Consider the following 20121-nt stretch of genomic DNA (forward strand, 5'->3'; position numbering starts at 1 on the left):
AAAAAGTGTGGGGGCTATTACTGAAAGTACATGACTAGGAAATCTAAAAATAAAAAAAGCCTCTCAAAAGTGCATCCACTATTGAGAAGCTTCTATTTAGATGTTGTGACAACTCACTATTATCTCGGACGTTCTATTTTTTTATATTCATCCATATATTTACCGCTATTAGCTACAAATGAATGGTAAAGTGCTTTAATTGCTAAATTTTTCTCTAAGCCCATTTCAGCTTTCAGCCTTTTTAACTCCTCATGTAACTCACTCTGTTGATTAATTAATTTTGTCATCGTTGTTTTACTGTATTTCATTTGAACACATCCTTAATTCAGTACCTTTATAAATACGACCTTTAAATAGTTAAATTCAGGAAAGTCATGTGGTACAGTAAAATCTTCTGGTAATTGGTGTTCTTCTAATATTTTGTAGCGCGTGTTAGATTCCGTAAATGCTTTATCAATAAAGGATTTAAACTTTTTCATATTGAAGCTGGCGTTATTTGTGGAAGCAATAATTATTCCACCCTGGTTTGTTATTTTCAATGTGTCTTTTAGCAGCTTAGGATAATCCTTAGCAGTACTGAATGTTATTTTCTTTGTTCGCGCAAAGCTTGGCGGATCCAATACGACAACATCAAATTTCAAATCATGTCGGTCCGCATATCGGAAGTAATCAAATACATCCATCACCTTGATGTCCTGTGCTTCATAGTCAATTTCGTTGACTGCAAATTGCTCAATCGTCTTTGGCAGGCTCCGTTTTGCCACATCCACACTTGTTGTCTTTGTTGCACCACCAAGAACAGCTGCCACTGAGAACGCACCTGTATAAGAGAATGTGTTTAAAACCGTTTTTCCTTTTGAATAATGGTCACGTAATGCTTTTCGGACATTACGTTGATCTAGAAATATCCCTGTCATTGCGCCATCATTTAAATCAACCGCATATTTCATCCCGTTTTCCAAAACGATTAAAGGAAATTCTCCCTTTTCACCTGACACATAATCATCTTGTTCCACGTATTGGCCATTGGTGTTAAACCGTAATTTTTCATATAAACCTCGAACTTGTACCACTTCACTCAAAGCATGATATATATCTTCACGGAAAGAATAAATCCCTTCACTATACCAGCTCACCATATAAAAGCCGTCATAGAAATCAATGATCAATCCGCCGATACCGTCTCCTTCCCCATTAAACACACGGAAAGCAGTGGTATCGTCGGTATCGTATAAGTTCTTCCGTTTTGCAACAGCTTCACTCATTTTTTTAACAAAGAACTTCGTATCGATTTCCTCATGTTCCTTACGAGTTAAAATCCAACCTATCCCTTTATTTTGTAGACCATAATAGGCTGTTGCAATGTACTTGCCGCCTGAGTCAACTAAGCGTAAGATACTGCCCTCATCCATCACCACTCCTGAAGTTTCAATCGCTTCTTTTGTGAGCAGCGGATAGCCATTCTTTATATCTTTAACCGACTTTGGTTTTACTTTTACTTCTACTAACTGTCTCATTTAGTCATCCTTAATTTTTATGATTTATTTTTATTATGCCATTATTTTTTAGAATAAGCGAAAGGAGAAGCGGAACCACTCACTGTTACTTTTGCCTTCACTCTCACTCTATAGACTGCGCCCATGGCGGGCCTCTTAAGAAAAGAGCCCTGATTCAAATCAGCGCTCCTTCTTTTATTACCTTTATTTTTTAAGCTTAACAGATACACCACTTCTCGCAGACTCCAAAGCAGCATACGTCACCTCATGAGTTAGATATGCATCACTATAATCAGAGCGGATTTGAGAGGTGTCGCCAGTACGAACGGCATGAATAAATGCCTCATTTTCCCGGACGTATGGATTTTCCATATCCTTATACATCGTCTTTATGCCTTCTTGGTCTATTTCTAGTTTATCGACCTGCCAATCTAGTATTCCTTTATCTGTATAAAGCTTGAGCCCTACATCTCCCATGCCACTAGGAAGGATACACGTATTCGACAGGTTAGCTACCACGCCATTTTGCAGCCGTAAACTTACCGTACCAATGTCCGGCACCGTAACATTATCGTGCTTGTTATGCTGTACTTGATTGCCATACATCGCGTATACTTCTTCAAACTCACCGCAGACGTATCTTAGTAAATCTACAATATGCGTTGTTTGTTCGATAAATTGACTGCCAGACTTCTCTTGATCTCTCCACCAGCCCACCATGGGCATCTCGCCCATCCATTTACCCAATACCATACCAAGCGTTTGGCTATTTACGTTTTCTTTTAGATGCTGAACCGAATCACTGTATCGAAAATGATACCCAACAGACGTAATCAGAGAACTTTCATTCATACGCTCTAACACCTTAGCTGGGATCTTGTCTTCTACCCCCAGTGGCTTTTCGATGAGGAAAGGAATACCGCGTCCAATAAGCTCTAATTCGATCTCTCCCCGAACCATTGGCGGCGCAACAATATAAACCGCATCAAGATTCTCTTTGTCCAGCATTTCCACATACTGATCATATCCAATTGCACCCTCATAATCTGACGCCATCTCTGCTGCTTTCTCTTTGCTTGTTCCGCAAATACCCTGGATCTGAACCCCATCCATCTTTGATAAAATGTCCGCATGCTTACGGCTAAACCAACCTGTTCCAATCATTCCGATTTTGAGTGTCATGTTTTTATCTCCCTTGTTTGTTGGTAGTGAGCTTTAAAAAAGAAAGATGAAGCTTACGTTTTAAAAGCATAGTGTCCTAACAGATCGCTTTGATGACAATAACTTTGAGGTAGTTAAATTCCGGATAGTGATCTGGTACTGTAAAATCTTCTGACAACTGGTATTCTCTAAAATTTTAAAGCTTTTACCAGTTTCAGTAAATGCTTTATCGATATGAATGGACCTAGAGCAAATCCGAGAATTGGGAAACGGTATCGAAAAACAATGACTTGAAATCGGAGAACAGGAACAAGAAAGTGAATTCACATTGCGCCAGAAAGAACGTGAAAACGACGTTAAACTGAAACAGCAGCAAGTAGAAGTACAAAAACAAAAAGGTGAAGCGGAATATCACACCAAAACAAGAGAAGCATAAGCCCGTGGCGAAGCACCAAGATGTCATCCTAAGAGAGAAACTAACCGACATTATGCCGGATTATGCGACAAAATAGTCATCTAATGATGCGTATGCAAATACTGTAAGATTAAATAAGCAGTACCAAGATACTGTACTAACGCACAGGTGTCTCTTTTTCATTACTGTTAAAAGATAAGGTTCCTGTAAACTTTAAATTCCTGAAGCAGTTGGCAATCATCATAAACCATTTACCCCAAGTTCTTCATCCAGTTTTTTATTAACCATCCTATTTAACCCCAAATTAACTCCACTCTTTACTTCTAGGCGAGATAAATGTCTATTGTCTTTAAACATGTACTTTAAGATAAATATTTTTCCAATTTATATTGACTACATTTGTCGTCTTAATTATAATAAAAACAACAAATGTAGTGTATGGGAGGTAATCATGTTTACTATCACAGAAATCTGCAATCTGCTTGATGTATCAGTAGAAACAGTTCGGAGGTGGATTAGGTCGGGAGATTTAACAGCCGAAAAAAATGGAAAAAGTTATCTTGTGAAGAAATCAGATTTAAAAAATTATCTCAGTAAAAAGCATAGCCAAAACTCCCCTCTTCTTAAAGTGATAGAAGAAAAAAAAGGTACAGAATTAGTACAAACTTATATGGAAAAAGTAAATGGTTTAATTGGAAGAGAAGAAAACAAAGGGGAAAATACGAATACTAGTCATATACAAGAAATTTACAGAGTTGAAGAACAAATATTAAAATATGAACAAATGATACACGAATATAAAGCCAAAATCTTATCTTTAAAAAAGGAAGCAATTAATATTAAGAAAAAGTTGATTTAAAGGGAGAGAATAAAAATATGAAAACATTAAATAGAGCAAAATTACATGATGAGGTAATACAATATCTTTTAAATAATAATTATCACTACTTTAAAACTCCATTATACGTACTCGACAAAGAACTTAATCCATTGAGAAATGTAATAAGAGAGTATGGTAATTCCTCGGAAGAAGATTACAATTTACATTGGAGTGCTGCTTATAATACCAATCCTTTCTATCAAGAATTGTTAAAAAGGTTCTCCAATAATATCCATAATGCTAATTTTATTTTCAAAGCAGGAGATTTAATTGCAGTTGTAGATAACATTTGGCATATGATTGAATTAAAAACAACTACTAATGCAGATAATATATATCATTTTAACTTTGACTCATTTGCAGCTTATGACTCATTACCACTCGAAACAAGACAATTTATCCACATCTTGTTCTACAATAGTACAACTCAATCTTTCTTTATAGGACGATACAATGATTTAAAATTTAAGAGTACCTGCTACGTTTATCCAGAGGTCAGTGATCAAAGAGAGGATACAATAAGGGGCTACAGTAGATTTATAGATATTGAACGTAACCACAATCCTAATGTTGCCAAAGATATAGATAAATCACAGAACGCTTACCTTAAAATTGATCTTAATGAACAGATTCCTGGGGTCCTATCATCAATACCTAATCACATTAACAAAATTACAGCCTTAAACCACAAGTTGCGCTAAAATATATCATGCAATAAAACTACAAATATACTTATATTTGTAGTTTTTAGCAATTCCATTTAAGTTCTCTTTTTATAATATAGTTTAGTGCTAATTTTTATCATGGTCCTTAAGTTTTAATTTTAATATTGATTTAAAATAATGATTTAAAATCCACATCTTCGTCTGAGAAATCCTTCTTTAAAGAAACGAGTTTTTTCCATTGAATCTAAATTCCAATACATGTTTTTGTAAGATGTTTGACCCGTCAATCTCAGATATTATATCTTTCTTCATATATTTTTTTAGTTCAATTAATACATATTCAGAATATCTTTGTTGTTTCTTTAATTATCTTCTCCATATCTTTTAAATTCATTTAACTTCTCCTTTTTTTAGGTTGGATTAATTGCTTTATTCATAATATTTCAATTGATGGTTCCTTCCTAAAAAAAAATATTGACAGCCCCCGAGTAGTCTTAATTTATTAAAACAGTCACAAAAAATACTTCTATCATTAGAGCGGTTAATTATTAGCGTTGCGATGTGTTTTATATTTCTTACAAAAAAAACATATTCCACCCTGCCAACTATGCAGGGTTGCCACCATCTAGCTGGAAAGCTATTACTGCTTCAACTTCAAAGTCAAGAAGAGAGCCCAATTGCACAAGGAACAATCTTTGAATTAGGTAATTGTTTTCACAGAGTAAATTAACAAGACACGTCAATTTATACCACGTAATAACATTATTAAACAAAATATACATAAAAAGAAGGACTTTTAAACCATAAATAGAAGATATCTATGTACCACAATATTTCCAAGAGGAGGATCTAATGTATTATCCATTATTAAAAAATTCCAACAATGAAATGAGGGCTCTAAGGGAATTAAAAGATGAGTCCCGTAACAAATTAATTCCTATCATTGAATCAAAAAGGATTAAAAGAACAAATGTACAGAACTGGGAAGCCTCTTTCAGAACACTAGGCAAATTTTTAAAGGAACGTGTGAAAAATACTAAGTTTATTTATGATTTTAACTGTGCTTTAGAAGAGCTTGGAGAAGAAGAACCGCTCACTTCATCTACTACGGGTGAAAATTTAGTGCAACATTGCCTGGGGAAAATGCAAGATGAGGAATTAGATCTAATCCCTTGTTTTCAACACGATTCACCAGATTGGCTAATTCACGCTGTTCTTCAATCCAGCTATGAAGAAATTGCAATTAGAATTAGGTGTCATGATTTTCAAGAATCATTTAATCGATTTGTAGTTCAAAAACTTATGTCTGATTTAGAGTCAGTATCTGGAAATAATGAAGTGACAATTATCTTAGATTTTTTCGACCAGCCGACGACATTAAGAAGGCTTCAGAATGCAATCGAAGATTTTTCCAGAATTCATCATAAGGAGATAGTTTACTTAGCAACAGCTTGTCCAGATAATGCCAGTGGTGCCGATCCACATTCACTTACTATGATTGGGCCACGTACAGAATTCAGTACATTTCTTGAGTTGAAGGTACAATACCCCGACTTAAGATTTGGAGATTATACAACAAGATTAAAAGGGGAAGTTCTAACAGGATTTAACCATTATAATTCCTATGTGAAGATTTTTTATAGCACCGAAACTGATTATTGGATAGCAAAATCTAAACTTATTGGGGATGACGGAGAGTTTACCTTTTATGAAGTATGTCAGGAATTAGTAGATCAGGATTTCTACCCTGGCTCTGATTTTTCTTTTGGTGACGGCGAAATCCAAAAATGTGCTGACGACAAAATTACCATAGGAGATCATCAGACACCTATAGCAATTGGCGTAAATCACCACATTGAGACCACTATTGCTCAATTATCAAGTTTCCCTCCAGTCCTTTCTACCCTTGAGCGTTGAATAGACATAAGTCTTAATTACACCAAAATCGGCTTCTGCTTGTAAAAAAGACAGGAGCTGTTTTTTTCTCATTTTCTTCAAAGATTTAGGTAAACCTAAATAATCAATCAATCCCTCAAGCTCTTTTTTCCACAATAATTTAATTATTATTTCAGGATCTTGATACGAAACTCGGCGTCCCTTTCTCACGTTGATTAGTCTTGATTGATCCGCACTAATAATCTTAATACCCCACCATTCTGGTACGAGGGTCTTCACTTGGGAAAGATATTTTCTAGAAGAGACTATTGTCATTCTCTCGAATGCTCTGTTGTAATATTCTATCTGACGCGGTAATCTCTTGAGTGTATCCACATCACTTTTTATCTCATAACCGTGCATAATTCCGTTTACAACCGCTACGTCAACTCTAGCTGCACCAAAATCTAAACCAAGCTCATTAATAATTCTTGTCTCTTTACAATCACCATACACCTTAAATAATTCATTTGTGAGCAACTTCCTCACCTGCAAGTCATTCAATAATTCCATAGTTATCACCCAAATACATCATATTGCTAAATAAAACCATTTTCAAGATAACAATACTAAAATTCATAAAAGGTTTCGCCTAGAACACTGAAGCCAATAAGAAATCAAAATATATCTTTAGTTCTTAGTTCTAAAAAAGCGTCAAATCCTAAGGTTTGACGCTTTTTCTTATAAAGACGGACTCAGATCATTCCGCCCAATAATCAGGGAGTACAATGCAGTGAAATAGTTATTATTATCGTCTTGGTATAAGGCTTTTTCCATGTCTGTAAAAAATATTAAAAAATGGAATTAAAAATAACTACGACTAATATTTTGAGAATTTTCCGGTGATCTTTCTACTTAACTAGTTGTTTACATCGAGGTAGCATCTCTTCAATCTTTGCAACAATTCGTTTTTGTTCTTCGAGTGGTGGCAGAGGGATAACATAATTTGTAATTGTATCTGTACCAACTCTTTGTTGTCCTGCAGTTCCAGTCATCTTGGTTACACAAGTTGAAACGAAAATAGGACTTTTGATAAACCACAAGAAAAATTCCAAACATATATCATTGTAAGCTCTTAGTACATGAAGCTCTGTTGTACCAGCTCCTACACCATTCTCAAGATTTAACATTATTGCAGATTTTAAGTTTTGAAAACATGGAGTTATCTTTGCCATCACTATATCGCCATCTCTAAAATGCGTGTAGCCTTTCTTCACTTCACCCCAAGACTTGGTTTCAAATGAAAATTCACTTCTATATCCATCTTCTATTAATGTCATTGGAATAAAGGATACAGTAGTATCATCATTCACAGTATTTCGAGGATTAATTTCAAAAATATCTCCAAGTCTAACCCATTTCCAATTCTCAGGGATATCATATGGAATCTCATCTTCTGTAATTTCCATGAGTTTCTTAGGTTTTTTAACTTTACCTTCTTTAACTAACACTTTCTTTTCTTCTTGAATCTGCTGATATAATTCTTCAGCAGTACCCTCTTCTTCACGCTGTTCAACCAGCTTACCTTGGACCGCATATTGCAAAGTAGACTTTTGCATATCCTCCGGAAACTTCTTGTTCAGCTCCTCCACTTCTGAATAAGCTACATCGTATTTATCCACATAAGGCATGAGCTCTTCGATCTTTGCTACGATACGCTTTTGTTCTTCCAGTGGGGGGAGTGGCAGACAGTACATATTCATCCTCACCATTGTTAATGTCGATACTGTTGTACCTCCTGAATTACTTTTTATTTGTTTCTCCATGAGTTTTGATTCCATAATTAATTTAATATACTCTGAGGACACATCGTAAAAATTTTCTAAACAAATTACACTTGCATCTTTATAGTAGAATATATCATCATCTTTAACTATGTAAGTTTTGCCAAGAGTTCCTACAGCAGTAACCATTAAATCTCCTGCCTTTGGTACTCCAGATTCCGCAAATTTATTGAATAATTCTTCGTCAATAAATAACTCGTTATCTACATTACCAAACTCAGCTAATTTACCAATTTCCCTAGCTCTGTAAAAAGGAATGCCTTCCTTTCTCCAATCAGATTGATGGACACGCCTAGCTGATACAACATTTACAATTTCACCAAACCTAACCCATACCCAACTTTCTGGAATATCAAAGGGCACTTCATCTTCTGTTATCTCTGAAAGTGCTTTTTGCTTTTTAATCTTCTTCTCTTTTATAAACTGCTCTTTTGCTGCTTTAATCTGCTCAAGCAGTTCTTTTGCAGTTCCTTCTTCTTTTCTCTGTTCAACAAGTTTTCCTTGTATCGCAAGCTGGAGGATACTGTTCTTCAAGTCCTGTGCATTCATTTAATTACCTCCAAGCATAGAAGTAATCTGGTCTAACACATGATCGATTTCAGCATTAAGAGAGGCTCGCTTCTCTTGATATTCTTGAATCAAATCCATTGGCTCTAGAATCACTTCTTCCTCGTGAGGAAAGCCACAAAGATCAATGTTATAGCTTCGATCTACAATTTCATTGATGGAATATTTCTTTGCTTTTGGATAAAAGTCAACTTCAATTTCTTCTCGATTTTCCCACCATGTCATGGCATCATTGAAGTGTTCCAGCCTCATCGGTCTTGTCTTTGAGAAGTTCTTATAGCCTTCTGGCATATCCACACGATAGAACCAAGTTTCCTCCGTGGGTTTGCTGTTATCAAAGAACAAGATATTAGTCCGAATAGACGTATAAGGGGCAAAAACACTATGAGGCATCCTTATTACTGTGTGAACATTGAATTCACTGAATAACTTCTTCTTGATATTGAACTTGGCATTATCAGTTCCAAACAAGAAGCCCTCAGGAATGATGACTGCTGCTCTACCATTCTTCTTCAATCGATACATAATCACATTCATAAACAAGTCAGCTGTTTCAGAACTTCTCAGTTCCATCGGGAAGTTGACTTTAACGCTCTCTTTTTCACTTCCACCATAAGGAGGATTCATTAGAATAATATCGAAAGGGGCCATTTTTCGAAGTTCTTTATAGTCTGTTTCTAATGCATTACCATGAAGGATATCTGGATCATCAATATCATGTATTAACATATTGGTTACACTCAGCAGATGCGGCAATGCTTTCTTTTCAATTCCATATACAGACTTGTTATAGATTCCCCTGTTTTCAAGAGAGTTACCAACTTGTTTATCCAATGCAGATAAAGCAGATGTCAAGAAACCACCAGTACCACAAGCGAAGTCAGCAATTTTTTCACCTAATTCCGGTTTGACTACCTCTACCATAAAGTCTGTCACAGCTCTCGGCGTATAGAACTCACCAGCATTTCCTGCACTTTGTAAGTCCTTAAGGAACGATTCATAGATTGCACCAAATTCATGACGCTCTTTATATTCTGTGAAGTCTATCTCATCAATGATATTAACCACTTGACGAAGCAGTATACCATCTTTTTGATAATTGTTGGCATCTTCAAAAGCTGATTTCACAATAATTTGACTCATTGGTGTTTCTTCATCAATTTCTAAGTTTTTAAGCGCTGGAAACAGTTTGGTGTTAACAAAATCCAGTAAAGAATCTCCTGTAAGAGCATCTCCATCTTTTTTATCAACTGCCCAATTTCTCCATTTTAATTCTTCTGGAATAATGGACGTATAATTGTCATCATAAAGCTCCCATGCTTCTTCCTTTGCATCGTATATTTTCAAGAAAAGAATCCACACGATTTGCTCAATTCTCTGTGCATCTCCATTAACGCCTGAGTCGTTTCGCATGACACCTTGAATTCTTTTTACAAAGTTACTATTAGCCATAATTATTCCCTGCCTTATCTCTGTTGTTTGTTCTACTTATGCGTAATAAATTTCATTCTCTAGTTCTTTTACTGCTTTCAAATACTTTTCTTTTCCACCAAAGGCTTTGACTATTTTCATTGGACTACCAATTTGGGCAAATTCCTTTAGTTGAAGTACCTTTGTGTCTTCAATTTCTTTAATGCCGTCATTAGCGTACTTATCAAGAAGAGCTCCAATGACCTGCTGAGCAATATCTGAGTACTTGTATAGATAGTGGCGTTTCTTTACATTCTCCGCTCGCTCTTTTTTTGTCAGTGGTTGTTTATCGTAAGCCAAATGACAAATGAGATCAAAATCATCTAGTTCTGTTTTTCCCAACTCTTCTCTGACCGCATCTAGCAGTACACCACTGTCTTGTAATTCATCAATGATAGCTTGTTTTTTCTCGGATGCTGTCCAAGTTCTCAAAAAATCATCTAGCCTTGCATATTGCTCTAGAATATTTTTCTTTGTGTAGTCTATCAAACTTTCAGTGATAAGCTTTCCATCTTTATCAACATATTGGACTCTCTCTGAAAGTACCTTAACAATAATATCACCTATATAATATTTGCGAGGTTTATCTTCACCTTCATCATTAAAAGGTGGTGTGTCTCCAGTGCCATACTCACCCTCATCTTCTCTAACACCTTCATTACCAGAATCTTCTCCACCGCTTTCTTCTTCATCTGTAGGAGGCTCTGGTTCATCCACGGGAGCACTACCATCAATATCAATTACCACTTCAGGTCTACCATCAAATGCAGGATCAGCAAAGAGTCGGCTAGAATTTCGAAAGTCCATAATGGTAAAGTAGGTCTTACCGTATTCTTCAAGAAGTCTTGTACCGCGACCAATAATCTGCTTAAATTCGGTCATGCTATTGATATTATTTTCTAAAACAATTAATTTACACATTTTGGCATCAACACCAGTAGTCATAAGCTTACTAGTTACTGCAATGACTGGGTAAACACTTTCTTCATCAATAAAATGTTCTAGTTGCGCTTTTCCTTCATCGTTATCCCCCGTTATACGCATAATGTATTTATCATTTTGCGCATACAAGTCTTTATTTTCATTAATGAGTGCTTGCCGCATACGCTCAGCATGCTCGATGTCCACACAGAATACGATGGTTTTACTAAAGCGATCGGTTTTCTTTAAGTACTCTGTAATTTTAGATGCTATCACTCGTGTGCGATCGTCAATCACAAGAGACCGTTCAAAATCTTTTACATTGTACTCTCTATCCTCAATTTCATAACCATGTTTATCAACTTTTCCAGCTTCCGGTCGATATCCTTCGAGATCTCGATCCAATCCAATTCTGATGACTTTATAAGGCGCTAAGAAGCCGTCGTTAATTCCTTGTTTTAATGAGTACTCATAAATGGGCTCACCAAAGTAAGTCTGGCTGGAAGCCCCTTTTGTTTCTATTGGCGTTGCTGTACAACCAATGTGAGTAGCCGATGAAAAATAATCTAGAACCTTTCTCCATGCTGATTCTTCTTTTGCACTTCCTCTATGGCACTCATCTATTACGATTAAATCAAAAAAATTCGGCTGGAACTGACGGAAAGTCTCTTCTCCATCGTCACCAGTAAGCTGCTGATAAAGAGCTAAATAAATCTCATAGGAACTGTCGAGATCTTTATTTTTCACCTTCGCCATCTTCCCACTAAAAGGCTTGAAGTCTCCCGAAATGGTTTGGTCAACCAGTACATTCCGGTCTGCTAAGAAAAGGATTCTTTTCTTTAAACCGGATTTCCACAACCTATAGATAATTTGAAAGGTCATATAAGTTTTACCGGTACCTGTGGCACTAACTAAAAGAACGCGTTCCTGTCCTTTAGCAACCGCATCAACTGTTCTATTGATTGCGACCCTTTGATAATATCTAGGCGTTTTATAATTAGGCACATAATAATAAGGCTCTGAGATAACCTTTTCTTCAGCCTCATTTATATTTTTATCAATTAAGTATCTTTGGTATAATTCTTCTGGCGATGGAAAATCTTCAAGTCTTACCTCTCTTACTTCACCGGTAATCAAGTTCTGCTCGACAAAGGCATCCCCATTAGAAGCGTAAACATAGGATACGTCTAGTGCTTTCGCATATTCGATTCCTTGCTGCAAACCTGCTCCTACCGAATGATTATTATCTTTGGCTTCTATAACTGCTAAAGGAAAGTTATTTTTGTAAAAAAGTACATAGTCTGCTCTTTTCTTTTTACCTCTGGCAGTTACATTTCCACGAAGTATGATTCTACCAGCTGTAAACGCGTATTCAAGTCTGACTTGCTTATTTATATCCCAGCCTGCATTAGTAATTGCCGGTGTTATATATCTAGCTTTAATATCTTCTTCAGATAAACTTCTCTTTCCCATTAACTCAGCCCCTTCACCAATTTTTTTGCAGAACCTATTACTCTATTTCAAATTTCCTTCAGTCTCCATGTTGAGTTCAATTCCACAATCTATCTACTTGATTCACGTCTATTATACACCTTTTTACCTACATAAATTTTAAAATAATTAGGTAATAGATGAGGAGTAAGTATTTATTAAGTACTCCGAAAAAGCAAACGCATCATCTTGTACTTTACCAACATCCAGTTGATCACTGGTTAAGCGTCTCCTTCCTATTAGTACAAATCCCACAGCTTCTTTTTTCACGTCCCAATCATACGCAAAGCTAATTTCACGATTAGCCATTACTAGGAGCTCGCGAATTTCCTCTATTTGATTTCCGTTAAACCACAATTTCGCTTCTAAGCGTCCATGTCCATCACAACTCATAGAAGTATACAAACCGACTTTATTTAAAGAGAAAACCAAACTTGCTATACCGTAATCTAACTCAAAGATTGAAAGACTATTTCTAGAAGTATCTTGAAATCGCTTAGGTAATAGATCCTTATCGATAAGCACCCTAAAGTCATCTCCAGTAGCTGTTTCTATTTGAATCAGAATATTATCTGGGATAGAGAAATACGATTTAACACGAACTCCTCTATTTCCTGCTTCTAGAGAAACTTTATGTGAAGAGAGAAGAGAAATCATTTCATAATAATTTGTTTTAGAAAACCAGCTATCTAGGACCAGTTCTCTTTCAATAATATCAATCCAAAATCCCCGTCTACGTAAACTGTTTCTGAGTTCTATTAATTCTCTTTTTTTCATAAGTTACTTTCCTCCACCTTATTTCTTCTCTATCGCAGCCCCAAAACCCAGCTTTTGATAAGCATCTAAATATTGTTTCTTTCTGTTTTCATATGCTTGACGTATTAAATCATCTGCATCTTCTAATTGTTTAACCATATTGTTTTGCTGTTCTAGTGAAACGAGCGGTACTTCTATGGATCGGATATCATTTGGAGTTAAGACTGTAGCTACTGAGCCACTTTGATTTACTTCAAAATAATACTGACCGACTGGACTCTCTAAGAATCGTTTAATATAGTAGGGACTCACTTCACTACTAGAGGATAAGCGAATAATAATAAACATGTTAGATACTAAAAATTCACCCTCATACTCTGGTACTATTGCAATTTTTTGCTGAGTACCTCTACTAGAAACCAATATATCACCTGGTTTAGCTGTTACTCGATCTATATCTCTTGTTTGAATAGGAAACTTATCAACTTTTTTGACATTTATTTCCCCATCTTCAATATCTCGTATTTGAATGACAGGATAAACTTCCCCATTTGGCATTTCCATTTGTCTACGACTTGGCAGGTTGACTCCCCTTATAATTTCAGAAATTTTATCAATTCTAACTAATGATTGTGTTTCTGTTTCGTATTTCCTTTTATTGAAAACAATCTTACCTAGCTCCGTTTCAAGTTCAATATTTACAAAGTAGAGCGAAGGATTGAGATCAAAGTTGTTATCCGCGATTTCATTGATTGAAACAATTCTTGAATATCTTTCTTTGTTTTCATACGCCTCTACACTAGCTGTTATTTTAGAAATGTGTTCTTGGTGTAAAAACTTTTGTGTTCTAGTTCTTTCATAGTCACCTTCAGCGTTGATAAACTGTACTTTTCCTTTTTTATCGCTAGTTTTGTTTTTATTTAAGATAAGAAGAGCAACTTGAATTCCTGTTCCACTAAATAAATTGGTGGGGAGTGAGATAATTGTTTCAATTACATCATCCTTTAATAAGATTGACCGAATTTTCCTTTCAACTGCTCCCCTTACAAGAGTTCCAAATGGTACAATTATTGCTGCTCTTCCTGTACTTTTTAAGGATGCTAGGGCATGCAGAATAAATGCATAGTCTCCTTGAGACTTTGGTGGGACACCGTACAAATCAAATCGATCGTATAGGTCATTAACAGCAAATTCATGTCCCCAGTCCCTAACTCCAAATGGAAAATTCATAAGTACATAGTCAAACTGTTTAAGCCGGTCATTTTCTAACCACTTTGGCTCTCTAATCGTGTCACCTAACTTAATATCGCCCTTTTCAGGAAGGATGTTGTTCAAAAACAAGTTTAGCTTTCCGATAATGAAGAGTTCTTCATTAATCTCTTGACCAAAAACGGATACTTGTAACCCTTGTTCCTTTTCATTCTCATAGGCAGAAACCATGATATTTGAAATTCCTGCCGTTGCATCATATATAGATCCTCCACTTAACTTTAAAGACTGCACCATTAATTGAATTAATCCTTTGGGAGTGAAATCAAATCCTTTTAATCCTCCAAATATCTCTTCAATTAAAGTATTATGAAATTCTACAGCTGCATCTTTATTACGATACTCTTCGTTTGTTAATCCGTATCTTTCAAACAGGACAATGATTTTGTAAAGAGTCCCTTCTTCAATACCGTTAAAGGATTTTGTCAAAAACACTCCTGCTAATGCTGGTTCCAGGGCTTCAAGCATATGATAAAGTTTTTTCAATGTACCTTTTACGTCCCCCGGATTATTTCGTAGTTCTTCTCTACCCGCAATTTTAACTAGTTCTTTTTCATGTTTTGAATGTTCCATTGCAAAAAGTAGCGCATGCAGTTTAAATAATTCTACCGCAAGACTTCCCTCAACCTCTTTTTTTCCAAACTGACTTTTCAATTCTCCACTGAATGTAAGTGCCTTATCTCTAATCATAATTTCATCCTCCTAGATTCTTCGAAAAGGTATTTTCAATTCCTTTACATATAAAATGCAAAAAAAAGACTTTATTAGATACTTCAATCGCTCAATTAGTGGCTCATGAATACCCTCTGCTTCTTAGATTTGTAACAGATACGGGTATATTTTTTAAGATTTTTTTACTTCGCACACATTATATACGAACAAGTACTTGTAACAACACTACACAGTCTACCTCGCTAAAATCATATGTTGTGTATTTTCTTGGTTTGTAACTCCTGTATAGATAATATACCATTCTAGAAGATTCTTGTAAAGGTATTTTAAATTCTTTTTTAGTTTTTTTGTAATTTCTCTTTTGGTAGGTGCATTAGTTTATATTTAATAACAGAACTACAAACAATACTTTAATTATACGTTGGTTACTTTAAAAATTAGAAAACAACAATGAAAACGTTGATGAATAGTAATGAATGCTTTTAATACCGCCAAAATAGGATGGCCGGTCTACTTTGATCTTAGGGCTTAACATAGGGTTACCATTACGTGCTCAAGGCCATACACATACTTCCCAATTAGCAATGGCTTACTTACGTTTCTCATGATTAGAATGTGAAGATTTCGCCCATTATAATGACCTAATTACAAAATTATTTATCTCCATATTACACAGAAATGAAAAAGAAGCTTCCCACAAGTTTACTAAACTCATGAGAAGCCTCCGTAAAAGTTTCACATTTTCGATATGTGAACGTTCCACTACTATTATAGATAAAACCCTTATATACCTAAATAGTGAAGCGGATGATTACATCATACCGCCCATTCCACCCATGCCGCCCATGTCAGGCATGCCGCCGCCAGCGTTTTCTTCTGGCTTGTCAGCTACTACTGCTTCCGTAGTTAGGAACATAGCTGCTACGGATGCTGCGTTTTGAAGTGCGGAGCGTGTTACTTTAGTTGGGTCAACGATACCTGTTTCAAGCATGTTTACCCATTCGCCTGTTGCTGCGTTGAAGCCGATACCAACGTCTTCTTTTTTCAGACGTTCGATGATGACGGATCCTTCAAGGCCTGCGTTGTGTGCGATTTGGCGTACTGGTTCTTCGATTGCACGAAGGACGATTTTCGCACCAGTTGCTTCGTCGCCAGTTAGTTCAAGACCTGCAACGTGGTTGTAGATGTTGACTAGAGCTGTACCACCACCGGCTACGATACCTTCTTCTACTGCTGCGCGAGTAGAGTTAAGGGCGTCTTCGATGCGTAGTTTGCGTTCTTTCAATTCAGTTTCAGTAGCAGCACCGACTTTGATTACTGCAACACCGCCAGAAAGCTTCGCTAGGCGCTCTTGTAGTTTTTCTTTGTCGAATTCAGAAGTAGTTTCTTCTACTTGTGCACGGATTTGTGCTACGCGGGAAGAAATGTTTTCTGGGTTGCCGTTACCTTCAACGATTGTTGTGTTTTCTTTTGTAACAACAACTTTAGAAGCGCGGCCAAGCTGAGTGATTTGTGTGTTCTTCAGATCAAGACCTAGGTCTTCTGTAATCACTTCGCCACCAGTTAGTGTCGCGATATCTTCTAGCATTGCTTTACGGCGGTCACCGAAGCCAGGAGCTTTGACAGCTACAGCGTTGAATGTTCCGCGCAGTTTGTTCACAACAAGTGTTGCAAGTGCTTCACCTTCTACGTCTTCAGCGATCATCAATAGAGGCTTGCCTTGCTGTACAACTTGCTCAAGCACAGGAAGTACTTCCTGGATGCTGGAGATTTTCTTATCTGTGATCAAGATGTATGGATCTTCAAGAACTGCTTCCATTTTATCTTGGTCAGAAACCATGTAAGGAGAAGCATAGCCACGATCGAATTGCATACCTTCTACAACTTCAAGCTCTGTGTTGAAGCCGCGGGATTCTTCGATTGTGATAACGCCGTCGTTGCCAACGCGCTCCATTGCTTCTGCGATTAGTTTACCAACTTCTTCGTCAGCTGCAGAGATTGCCGCTACTTGTGCGATAGACTCTTTGCCTTCGATTGGTTTAGAGATTTCTTTAAGTTGCTTGATAGCCACATCAACAGCTTTTTCGATACCGCGGCGTACGCCTACTGGGTTCGCACCAGAAGCGACGTTTTTAAGACCTTCGCGGATCATTGCTTGTGCAAGGACAGTCGCTGTAGTTGTACCGTCACCAGCGATTTCGTTTGTTTTGGAAGCAACTTCAGATACAAGCTGCGCACCCATGTTTTCGAATGCATCTTCTAGTTCGATTTCTTTTGCGATTGTCACACCATCATTTGTGATTAGCGGAGAACCGAATTTCTTATCCAATACGACGTTGCGGCCTTTTGGTCCGAGTGTTACTTTAACAGCATCAGCAAGTGTGTCCACACCGCGCAGCATGGAACGACGAGCGTCTTCAGAGAACTTAATATCTTTAGCCATGAATAAAAACCTCCTAATATATCTTCTATGTTATATCAATCTGTTCTTCGGATTATCCTACTACTGCAAGGATGTCGCTTTCGCGAAGAATTAAGTAATCTTTACCTTCGAATTTCAATTCTGTACCAGAGTATTTAGAGAAGATGATTAGATCGCCTTCTGAAACTTCCAGCGCAACTCTTTCTCCATTATCGGTTACACGACCGCTACCGACGGCAACAACTTTACCTTCTTGCGGTTTTTCCTTTGCAGATTCAGGAAGCACGATACCAAATGCTGTTTTTTCCTCCTGCTCTACAAGTTCAATTACGACACGATCGCCTAGTGGCTTCAACATGTGAGAAACCCTCCTTATATAATCGATAATTTGATTTTTAGCACTCGAGTTAGTGGAGTGCTAACACAGTTATTATAATAATCAAAACGAAAACGGAATGCAAGCATGACACTCTGATAGTTGTTCGACGAATTACGCTTTTCTCCTGCCAGGGTTTGGATGAATTAACAAGGCAATTACAATGCGCACCGCTACATACTTCCCTGCTTCTTATGTTAAAATACGTAAGATGCCAACTACATAAGTAAGGCGGAAGGAGTCGTTATATTGCCAGCACGTTATTGGTTCGTCATATTGACATATATTGTAATGCAGCTTTCCTCTTTCCTGCTTTTGCCCTTCGTTCCTTGGATGGATGATCAAGGATTTGATTTGGCAACTGTTTCATATTGGTGGAGTGTGATTAGCTTCCTTCTCGCTGTCGTTATCGTCTGCATTTTGCTGCGCAGGGACATGCGTACACCGGCGATGCGAAACGCTGCTGGTCCTGGAATGACGATTGTCTGGATCATCATCGGTTTCTTTGGCGCTTATGCCGGACAAATCATTGCAGGCTTGATCGAGACGTATGCTTTCGGTATCACGCAAGGATCAGAAAACACGTCCAACATCCTGGATGCTGTCAGGGAGGTTCCAGCGTTCGTACTAATTGTCGTCGTCTTCGCACCAATATTGGAGGAAATCATTTTCCGTAAGATACTATTCGGCGAAATCTATAAGCGAACAAACTTCTTCGTAGCAGTACTCATCTCCGCACTCGTATTCGGTGCCGTACACGGAGATTTCTTACACCTACTGCAGTACTTTGTCATGGGTGTCGTCTTTGCAGCTCTTTATGTACAGACAAAGCGAATCATCGTACCAATCATCACACATGGCTTAATGAACCTGATGGTTGTCATCATTCAGCTCTATCTCACCCCGGAAAGAATGGAAGAAATAGAAAGAATGCAAAAGCAGCTAGAAAATATGCAAATGATCATCTTTGGAGGATAACAATTTATGATACGTTCGCCATTGCCCGCCGCGATACTTTACCTTGTAATAGGTGTCTTCTTCGTCTATTGGGCCATTCATGACGTACAGGCAGCAAAAGACTGGACGATTTTCAGCATCTTACTTGCAGTATTCGCTGCATTTGATTTTTACACATCGTTCCGTTATTTCAGCCTTTATTTCAAAATCAAGAAAATGAATAACAAAAAATGAGGAAAACCAGCCGATTGAGGCTGGTTTTTTCGTTCCCTCGCTTCTGTTCCTTATGTAAGCTTGCCACGCCACAGATACAGGATATGCTATATCTTCCGATAATATCTCAAGGCAGGATAAGTTTCTCCCTCAACATCATGATAACCAGGTCTCTCATGCTGGACGACAAACCCTCTTGCTTCATAAAAAGGTTTTCCCTTCTGATTGCCCTTTGCTACAGATACCCACTGCTCCGTAGCGTCAAACTGTTCCTTTTGCTGTTTGGTGAGGGCTTCCAGCAATTTCGTTCCTATCCCCTCATTGCGTCGATCAGGATCTAGATACAGCACGAATACCTCTCCAATACCATCTCCGATCATGCCACCGCCGATAGCCCCCAGCACTTCCCCGTTTTCGAGTGCAACGAAGTACCCGCCCCAATCTCTGCTCACTTCGGATACTTCTTTTAGGATTCTATCGTGGTTATAAAATTCTTCAATGATTCCTTGAATGTATTTTTCCGAGTGTGTTTCCTTGTACGTGGCCCAGTAGCCATCACTGCACACTTTGACTATACCTGCTACATGGTCTGGACTTGCTAGCGTTATATGTATCATAATTGCCTCCTTAGAAGAATGTGAGCAATTGATGACTGACATGCTGCTATGTTA

17 protein-coding genes are annotated in these 20121 nt (G+C 37.3%); 5 read left to right on the forward strand and 12 right to left on the reverse strand.

Features of this window, described 5'->3' with window-relative positions; genetic code table 11:
- Positions 1 to 119 precede the first annotated feature (119 nt).
- The 3 genes from SFC25_RS08805 to SFC25_RS08815 form a co-directional block, all read right to left on the reverse strand.
- On the reverse strand, positions 120 to 308 hold the full coding sequence (locus SFC25_RS08805; protein ID WP_374078714.1) for a hypothetical protein: 189 nt from the start codon (positions 306 to 308) through the stop codon (positions 120 to 122).
- Between the two features lie 12 nt (positions 309 to 320).
- Positions 321 to 1517 (reverse strand): class I SAM-dependent rRNA methyltransferase, encoded by a 1197-nt coding sequence (locus SFC25_RS08810; RefSeq protein ID WP_411214915.1) that lies wholly within the window; start codon positions 1515 to 1517, stop codon positions 321 to 323.
- A 183-nt stretch (positions 1518 to 1700) separates the two neighbouring features.
- Entirely contained in the window at positions 1701 to 2678 is a 978-nt protein-coding gene (locus SFC25_RS08815; protein ID WP_411214916.1) for a Gfo/Idh/MocA family protein, read from the reverse strand.
- A gap of 845 nt (positions 2679 to 3523) precedes the next feature.
- On the opposite strand from SFC25_RS08815, the gene SFC25_RS08820 reads away from it, so the two are divergent.
- From SFC25_RS08820 to SFC25_RS08830, 3 genes are all read left to right on the forward strand, one after another.
- Positions 3524 to 3931 (forward strand): helix-turn-helix domain-containing protein, encoded by a 408-nt coding sequence (locus tag SFC25_RS08820; RefSeq protein WP_411214917.1) that lies wholly within the window; start codon positions 3524 to 3526, stop codon positions 3929 to 3931.
- A gap of 17 nt (positions 3932 to 3948) precedes the next feature.
- Positions 3949 to 4653: a hypothetical protein gene (locus SFC25_RS08825; RefSeq protein WP_411214918.1), complete on the forward strand. Its 705-nt coding sequence runs from the start codon at positions 3949 to 3951 to the stop codon at positions 4651 to 4653.
- A gap of 816 nt (positions 4654 to 5469) precedes the next feature.
- Entirely contained in the window at positions 5470 to 6534 is a 1065-nt protein-coding gene (locus SFC25_RS08830) for a beta family protein (RefSeq protein WP_411214919.1), read from the forward strand.
- Here SFC25_RS08830 and SFC25_RS08835 read toward each other — a convergent pair.
- The 8 genes from SFC25_RS08835 to groES form a co-directional block, all read right to left on the reverse strand.
- Entirely contained in the window at positions 6496 to 7065 is a 570-nt protein-coding gene (locus SFC25_RS08835; protein WP_411214920.1) for a sce7726 family protein, read from the reverse strand. The two genes, SFC25_RS08830 and SFC25_RS08835, sit on opposite strands and share 39 nt — an antisense overlap.
- Before the next feature lie 338 nt (positions 7066 to 7403).
- On the reverse strand, positions 7404 to 8885 hold the full coding sequence (locus SFC25_RS08840; RefSeq protein ID WP_411214921.1) for a restriction endonuclease subunit S: 1482 nt from the start codon (positions 8883 to 8885) through the stop codon (positions 7404 to 7406).
- Positions 8886 to 10355 carry a class I SAM-dependent DNA methyltransferase gene (locus tag SFC25_RS08845; protein WP_411214922.1) on the reverse strand — a complete coding sequence of 490 codons (1470 nt, stop codon included), beginning with the start codon at positions 10353 to 10355 and terminating at the stop codon, positions 8886 to 8888. It abuts the gene before it with no gap.
- 36 nt (positions 10356 to 10391) lie between these two features.
- Complete coding sequence (hsdR, locus tag SFC25_RS08850; RefSeq protein ID WP_411214923.1) at positions 10392 to 12767, reverse strand: EcoAI/FtnUII family type I restriction enzme subunit R; 2376 nt, start codon at positions 12765 to 12767, stop codon at positions 10392 to 10394.
- Between the two features lie 147 nt (positions 12768 to 12914).
- A complete protein-coding gene (locus SFC25_RS08855) occupies positions 12915 to 13562 on the reverse strand; it encodes a hypothetical protein (RefSeq protein WP_411214924.1) in 648 nt (215 codons plus the stop codon).
- A gap of 18 nt (positions 13563 to 13580) precedes the next feature.
- The gene (locus tag SFC25_RS08860) at positions 13581 to 15500 is read right to left on the reverse strand and encodes an N-6 DNA methylase (protein ID WP_411214925.1); all 1920 of its coding nucleotides are present in this window, start codon (positions 15498 to 15500) and stop codon (positions 13581 to 13583) included.
- Positions 15501 to 16293: 793 nt separating this feature from the next.
- Positions 16294 to 17925 carry a chaperonin GroEL gene (gene groL / locus SFC25_RS08865; RefSeq protein ID WP_411214926.1) on the reverse strand — a complete coding sequence of 544 codons (1632 nt, stop codon included), beginning with the start codon at positions 17923 to 17925 and terminating at the stop codon, positions 16294 to 16296.
- A 52-nt stretch (positions 17926 to 17977) separates the two neighbouring features.
- Entirely contained in the window at positions 17978 to 18262 is a 285-nt protein-coding gene (gene groES / locus SFC25_RS08870) for a co-chaperone GroES (RefSeq protein ID WP_411214927.1), read from the reverse strand.
- A gap of 267 nt (positions 18263 to 18529) precedes the next feature.
- Here groES and SFC25_RS08875 point away from each other — a divergent pair, with 267 nt between their 5' ends.
- Both SFC25_RS08875 and SFC25_RS08880 read left to right on the forward strand, forming a co-directional pair.
- On the forward strand, positions 18530 to 19258 hold the full coding sequence (locus SFC25_RS08875) for a CPBP family intramembrane glutamic endopeptidase (RefSeq protein ID WP_411214928.1): 729 nt from the start codon (positions 18530 to 18532) through the stop codon (positions 19256 to 19258).
- Between the two features lie 6 nt (positions 19259 to 19264).
- Positions 19265 to 19471, forward strand: a complete 207-nt coding sequence (locus tag SFC25_RS08880) for a DUF4305 domain-containing protein (protein WP_038558255.1) — start codon at positions 19265 to 19267, stop codon at positions 19469 to 19471.
- A gap of 86 nt (positions 19472 to 19557) precedes the next feature.
- Here the strand turns inward: SFC25_RS08880 and SFC25_RS08885 are convergent, their stop codons facing one another.
- Positions 19558 to 20067: a GNAT family N-acetyltransferase gene (locus SFC25_RS08885; RefSeq protein ID WP_411214929.1), complete on the reverse strand. Its 510-nt coding sequence runs from the start codon at positions 20065 to 20067 to the stop codon at positions 19558 to 19560.
- Positions 20068 to 20121: the final 54 nt, after the last annotated feature.

This window comes from Terribacillus saccharophilus (genome assembly GCF_046592595.1).
GTDB lineage: Bacteria > Bacillota > Bacilli > Bacillales > Amphibacillaceae > Terribacillus > Terribacillus saccharophilus_C.

Excerpts from the sequence above, each read along its gene's own strand:
- groL (WP_411214926.1), bottom strand. The coding sequence starts at position 17,925 with ATGGCTAAAGATATTAAGTTCTCTGAAGACGCTCGTCGTTCCATGCTG.
- SFC25_RS08860 (WP_411214925.1), bottom strand. The coding sequence starts at position 15,500 with ATGATTAGAGATAAGGCACTTACATTCAGTGGAGAATTGAAAAGTCAG.
- SFC25_RS08825 (WP_411214918.1), top strand. The coding sequence starts at position 3,949 with ATGAAAACATTAAATAGAGCAAAATTACATGATGAGGTAATACAATAT.
- SFC25_RS08840 (WP_411214921.1), bottom strand. The coding sequence starts at position 8,885 with ATGAATGCACAGGACTTGAAGAACAGTATCCTCCAGCTTGCGATACAA.
- SFC25_RS08835 (WP_411214920.1), bottom strand. The coding sequence starts at position 7,065 with ATGGAATTATTGAATGACTTGCAGGTGAGGAAGTTGCTCACAAATGAA.
- groES (WP_411214927.1), bottom strand. The coding sequence starts at position 18,262 with ATGTTGAAGCCACTAGGCGATCGTGTCGTAATTGAACTTGTAGAGCAG.
- SFC25_RS08855 (WP_411214924.1), bottom strand. The coding sequence starts at position 13,562 with ATGAAAAAAAGAGAATTAATAGAACTCAGAAACAGTTTACGTAGACGG.
- SFC25_RS08815 (WP_411214916.1), bottom strand. The coding sequence starts at position 2,678 with ATGACACTCAAAATCGGAATGATTGGAACAGGTTGGTTTAGCCGTAAG.
- SFC25_RS08820 (WP_411214917.1), top strand. The coding sequence starts at position 3,524 with ATGTTTACTATCACAGAAATCTGCAATCTGCTTGATGTATCAGTAGAA.
- SFC25_RS08810 (WP_411214915.1), bottom strand. The coding sequence starts at position 1,517 with ATGAGACAGTTAGTAGAAGTAAAAGTAAAACCAAAGTCGGTTAAAGAT.
- SFC25_RS08880 (WP_038558255.1), top strand. The coding sequence starts at position 19,265 with ATGATACGTTCGCCATTGCCCGCCGCGATACTTTACCTTGTAATAGGT.
- SFC25_RS08845 (WP_411214922.1), bottom strand. The coding sequence starts at position 10,355 with ATGGCTAATAGTAACTTTGTAAAAAGAATTCAAGGTGTCATGCGAAAC.
- SFC25_RS08805 (WP_374078714.1), bottom strand. The coding sequence starts at position 308 with ATGAAATACAGTAAAACAACGATGACAAAATTAATTAATCAACAGAGT.
- hsdR (WP_411214923.1), bottom strand. The coding sequence starts at position 12,767 with ATGGGAAAGAGAAGTTTATCTGAAGAAGATATTAAAGCTAGATATATA.
- SFC25_RS08830 (WP_411214919.1), top strand. The coding sequence starts at position 5,470 with ATGTATTATCCATTATTAAAAAATTCCAACAATGAAATGAGGGCTCTA.
- SFC25_RS08885 (WP_411214929.1), bottom strand. The coding sequence starts at position 20,067 with ATGATACATATAACGCTAGCAAGTCCAGACCATGTAGCAGGTATAGTC.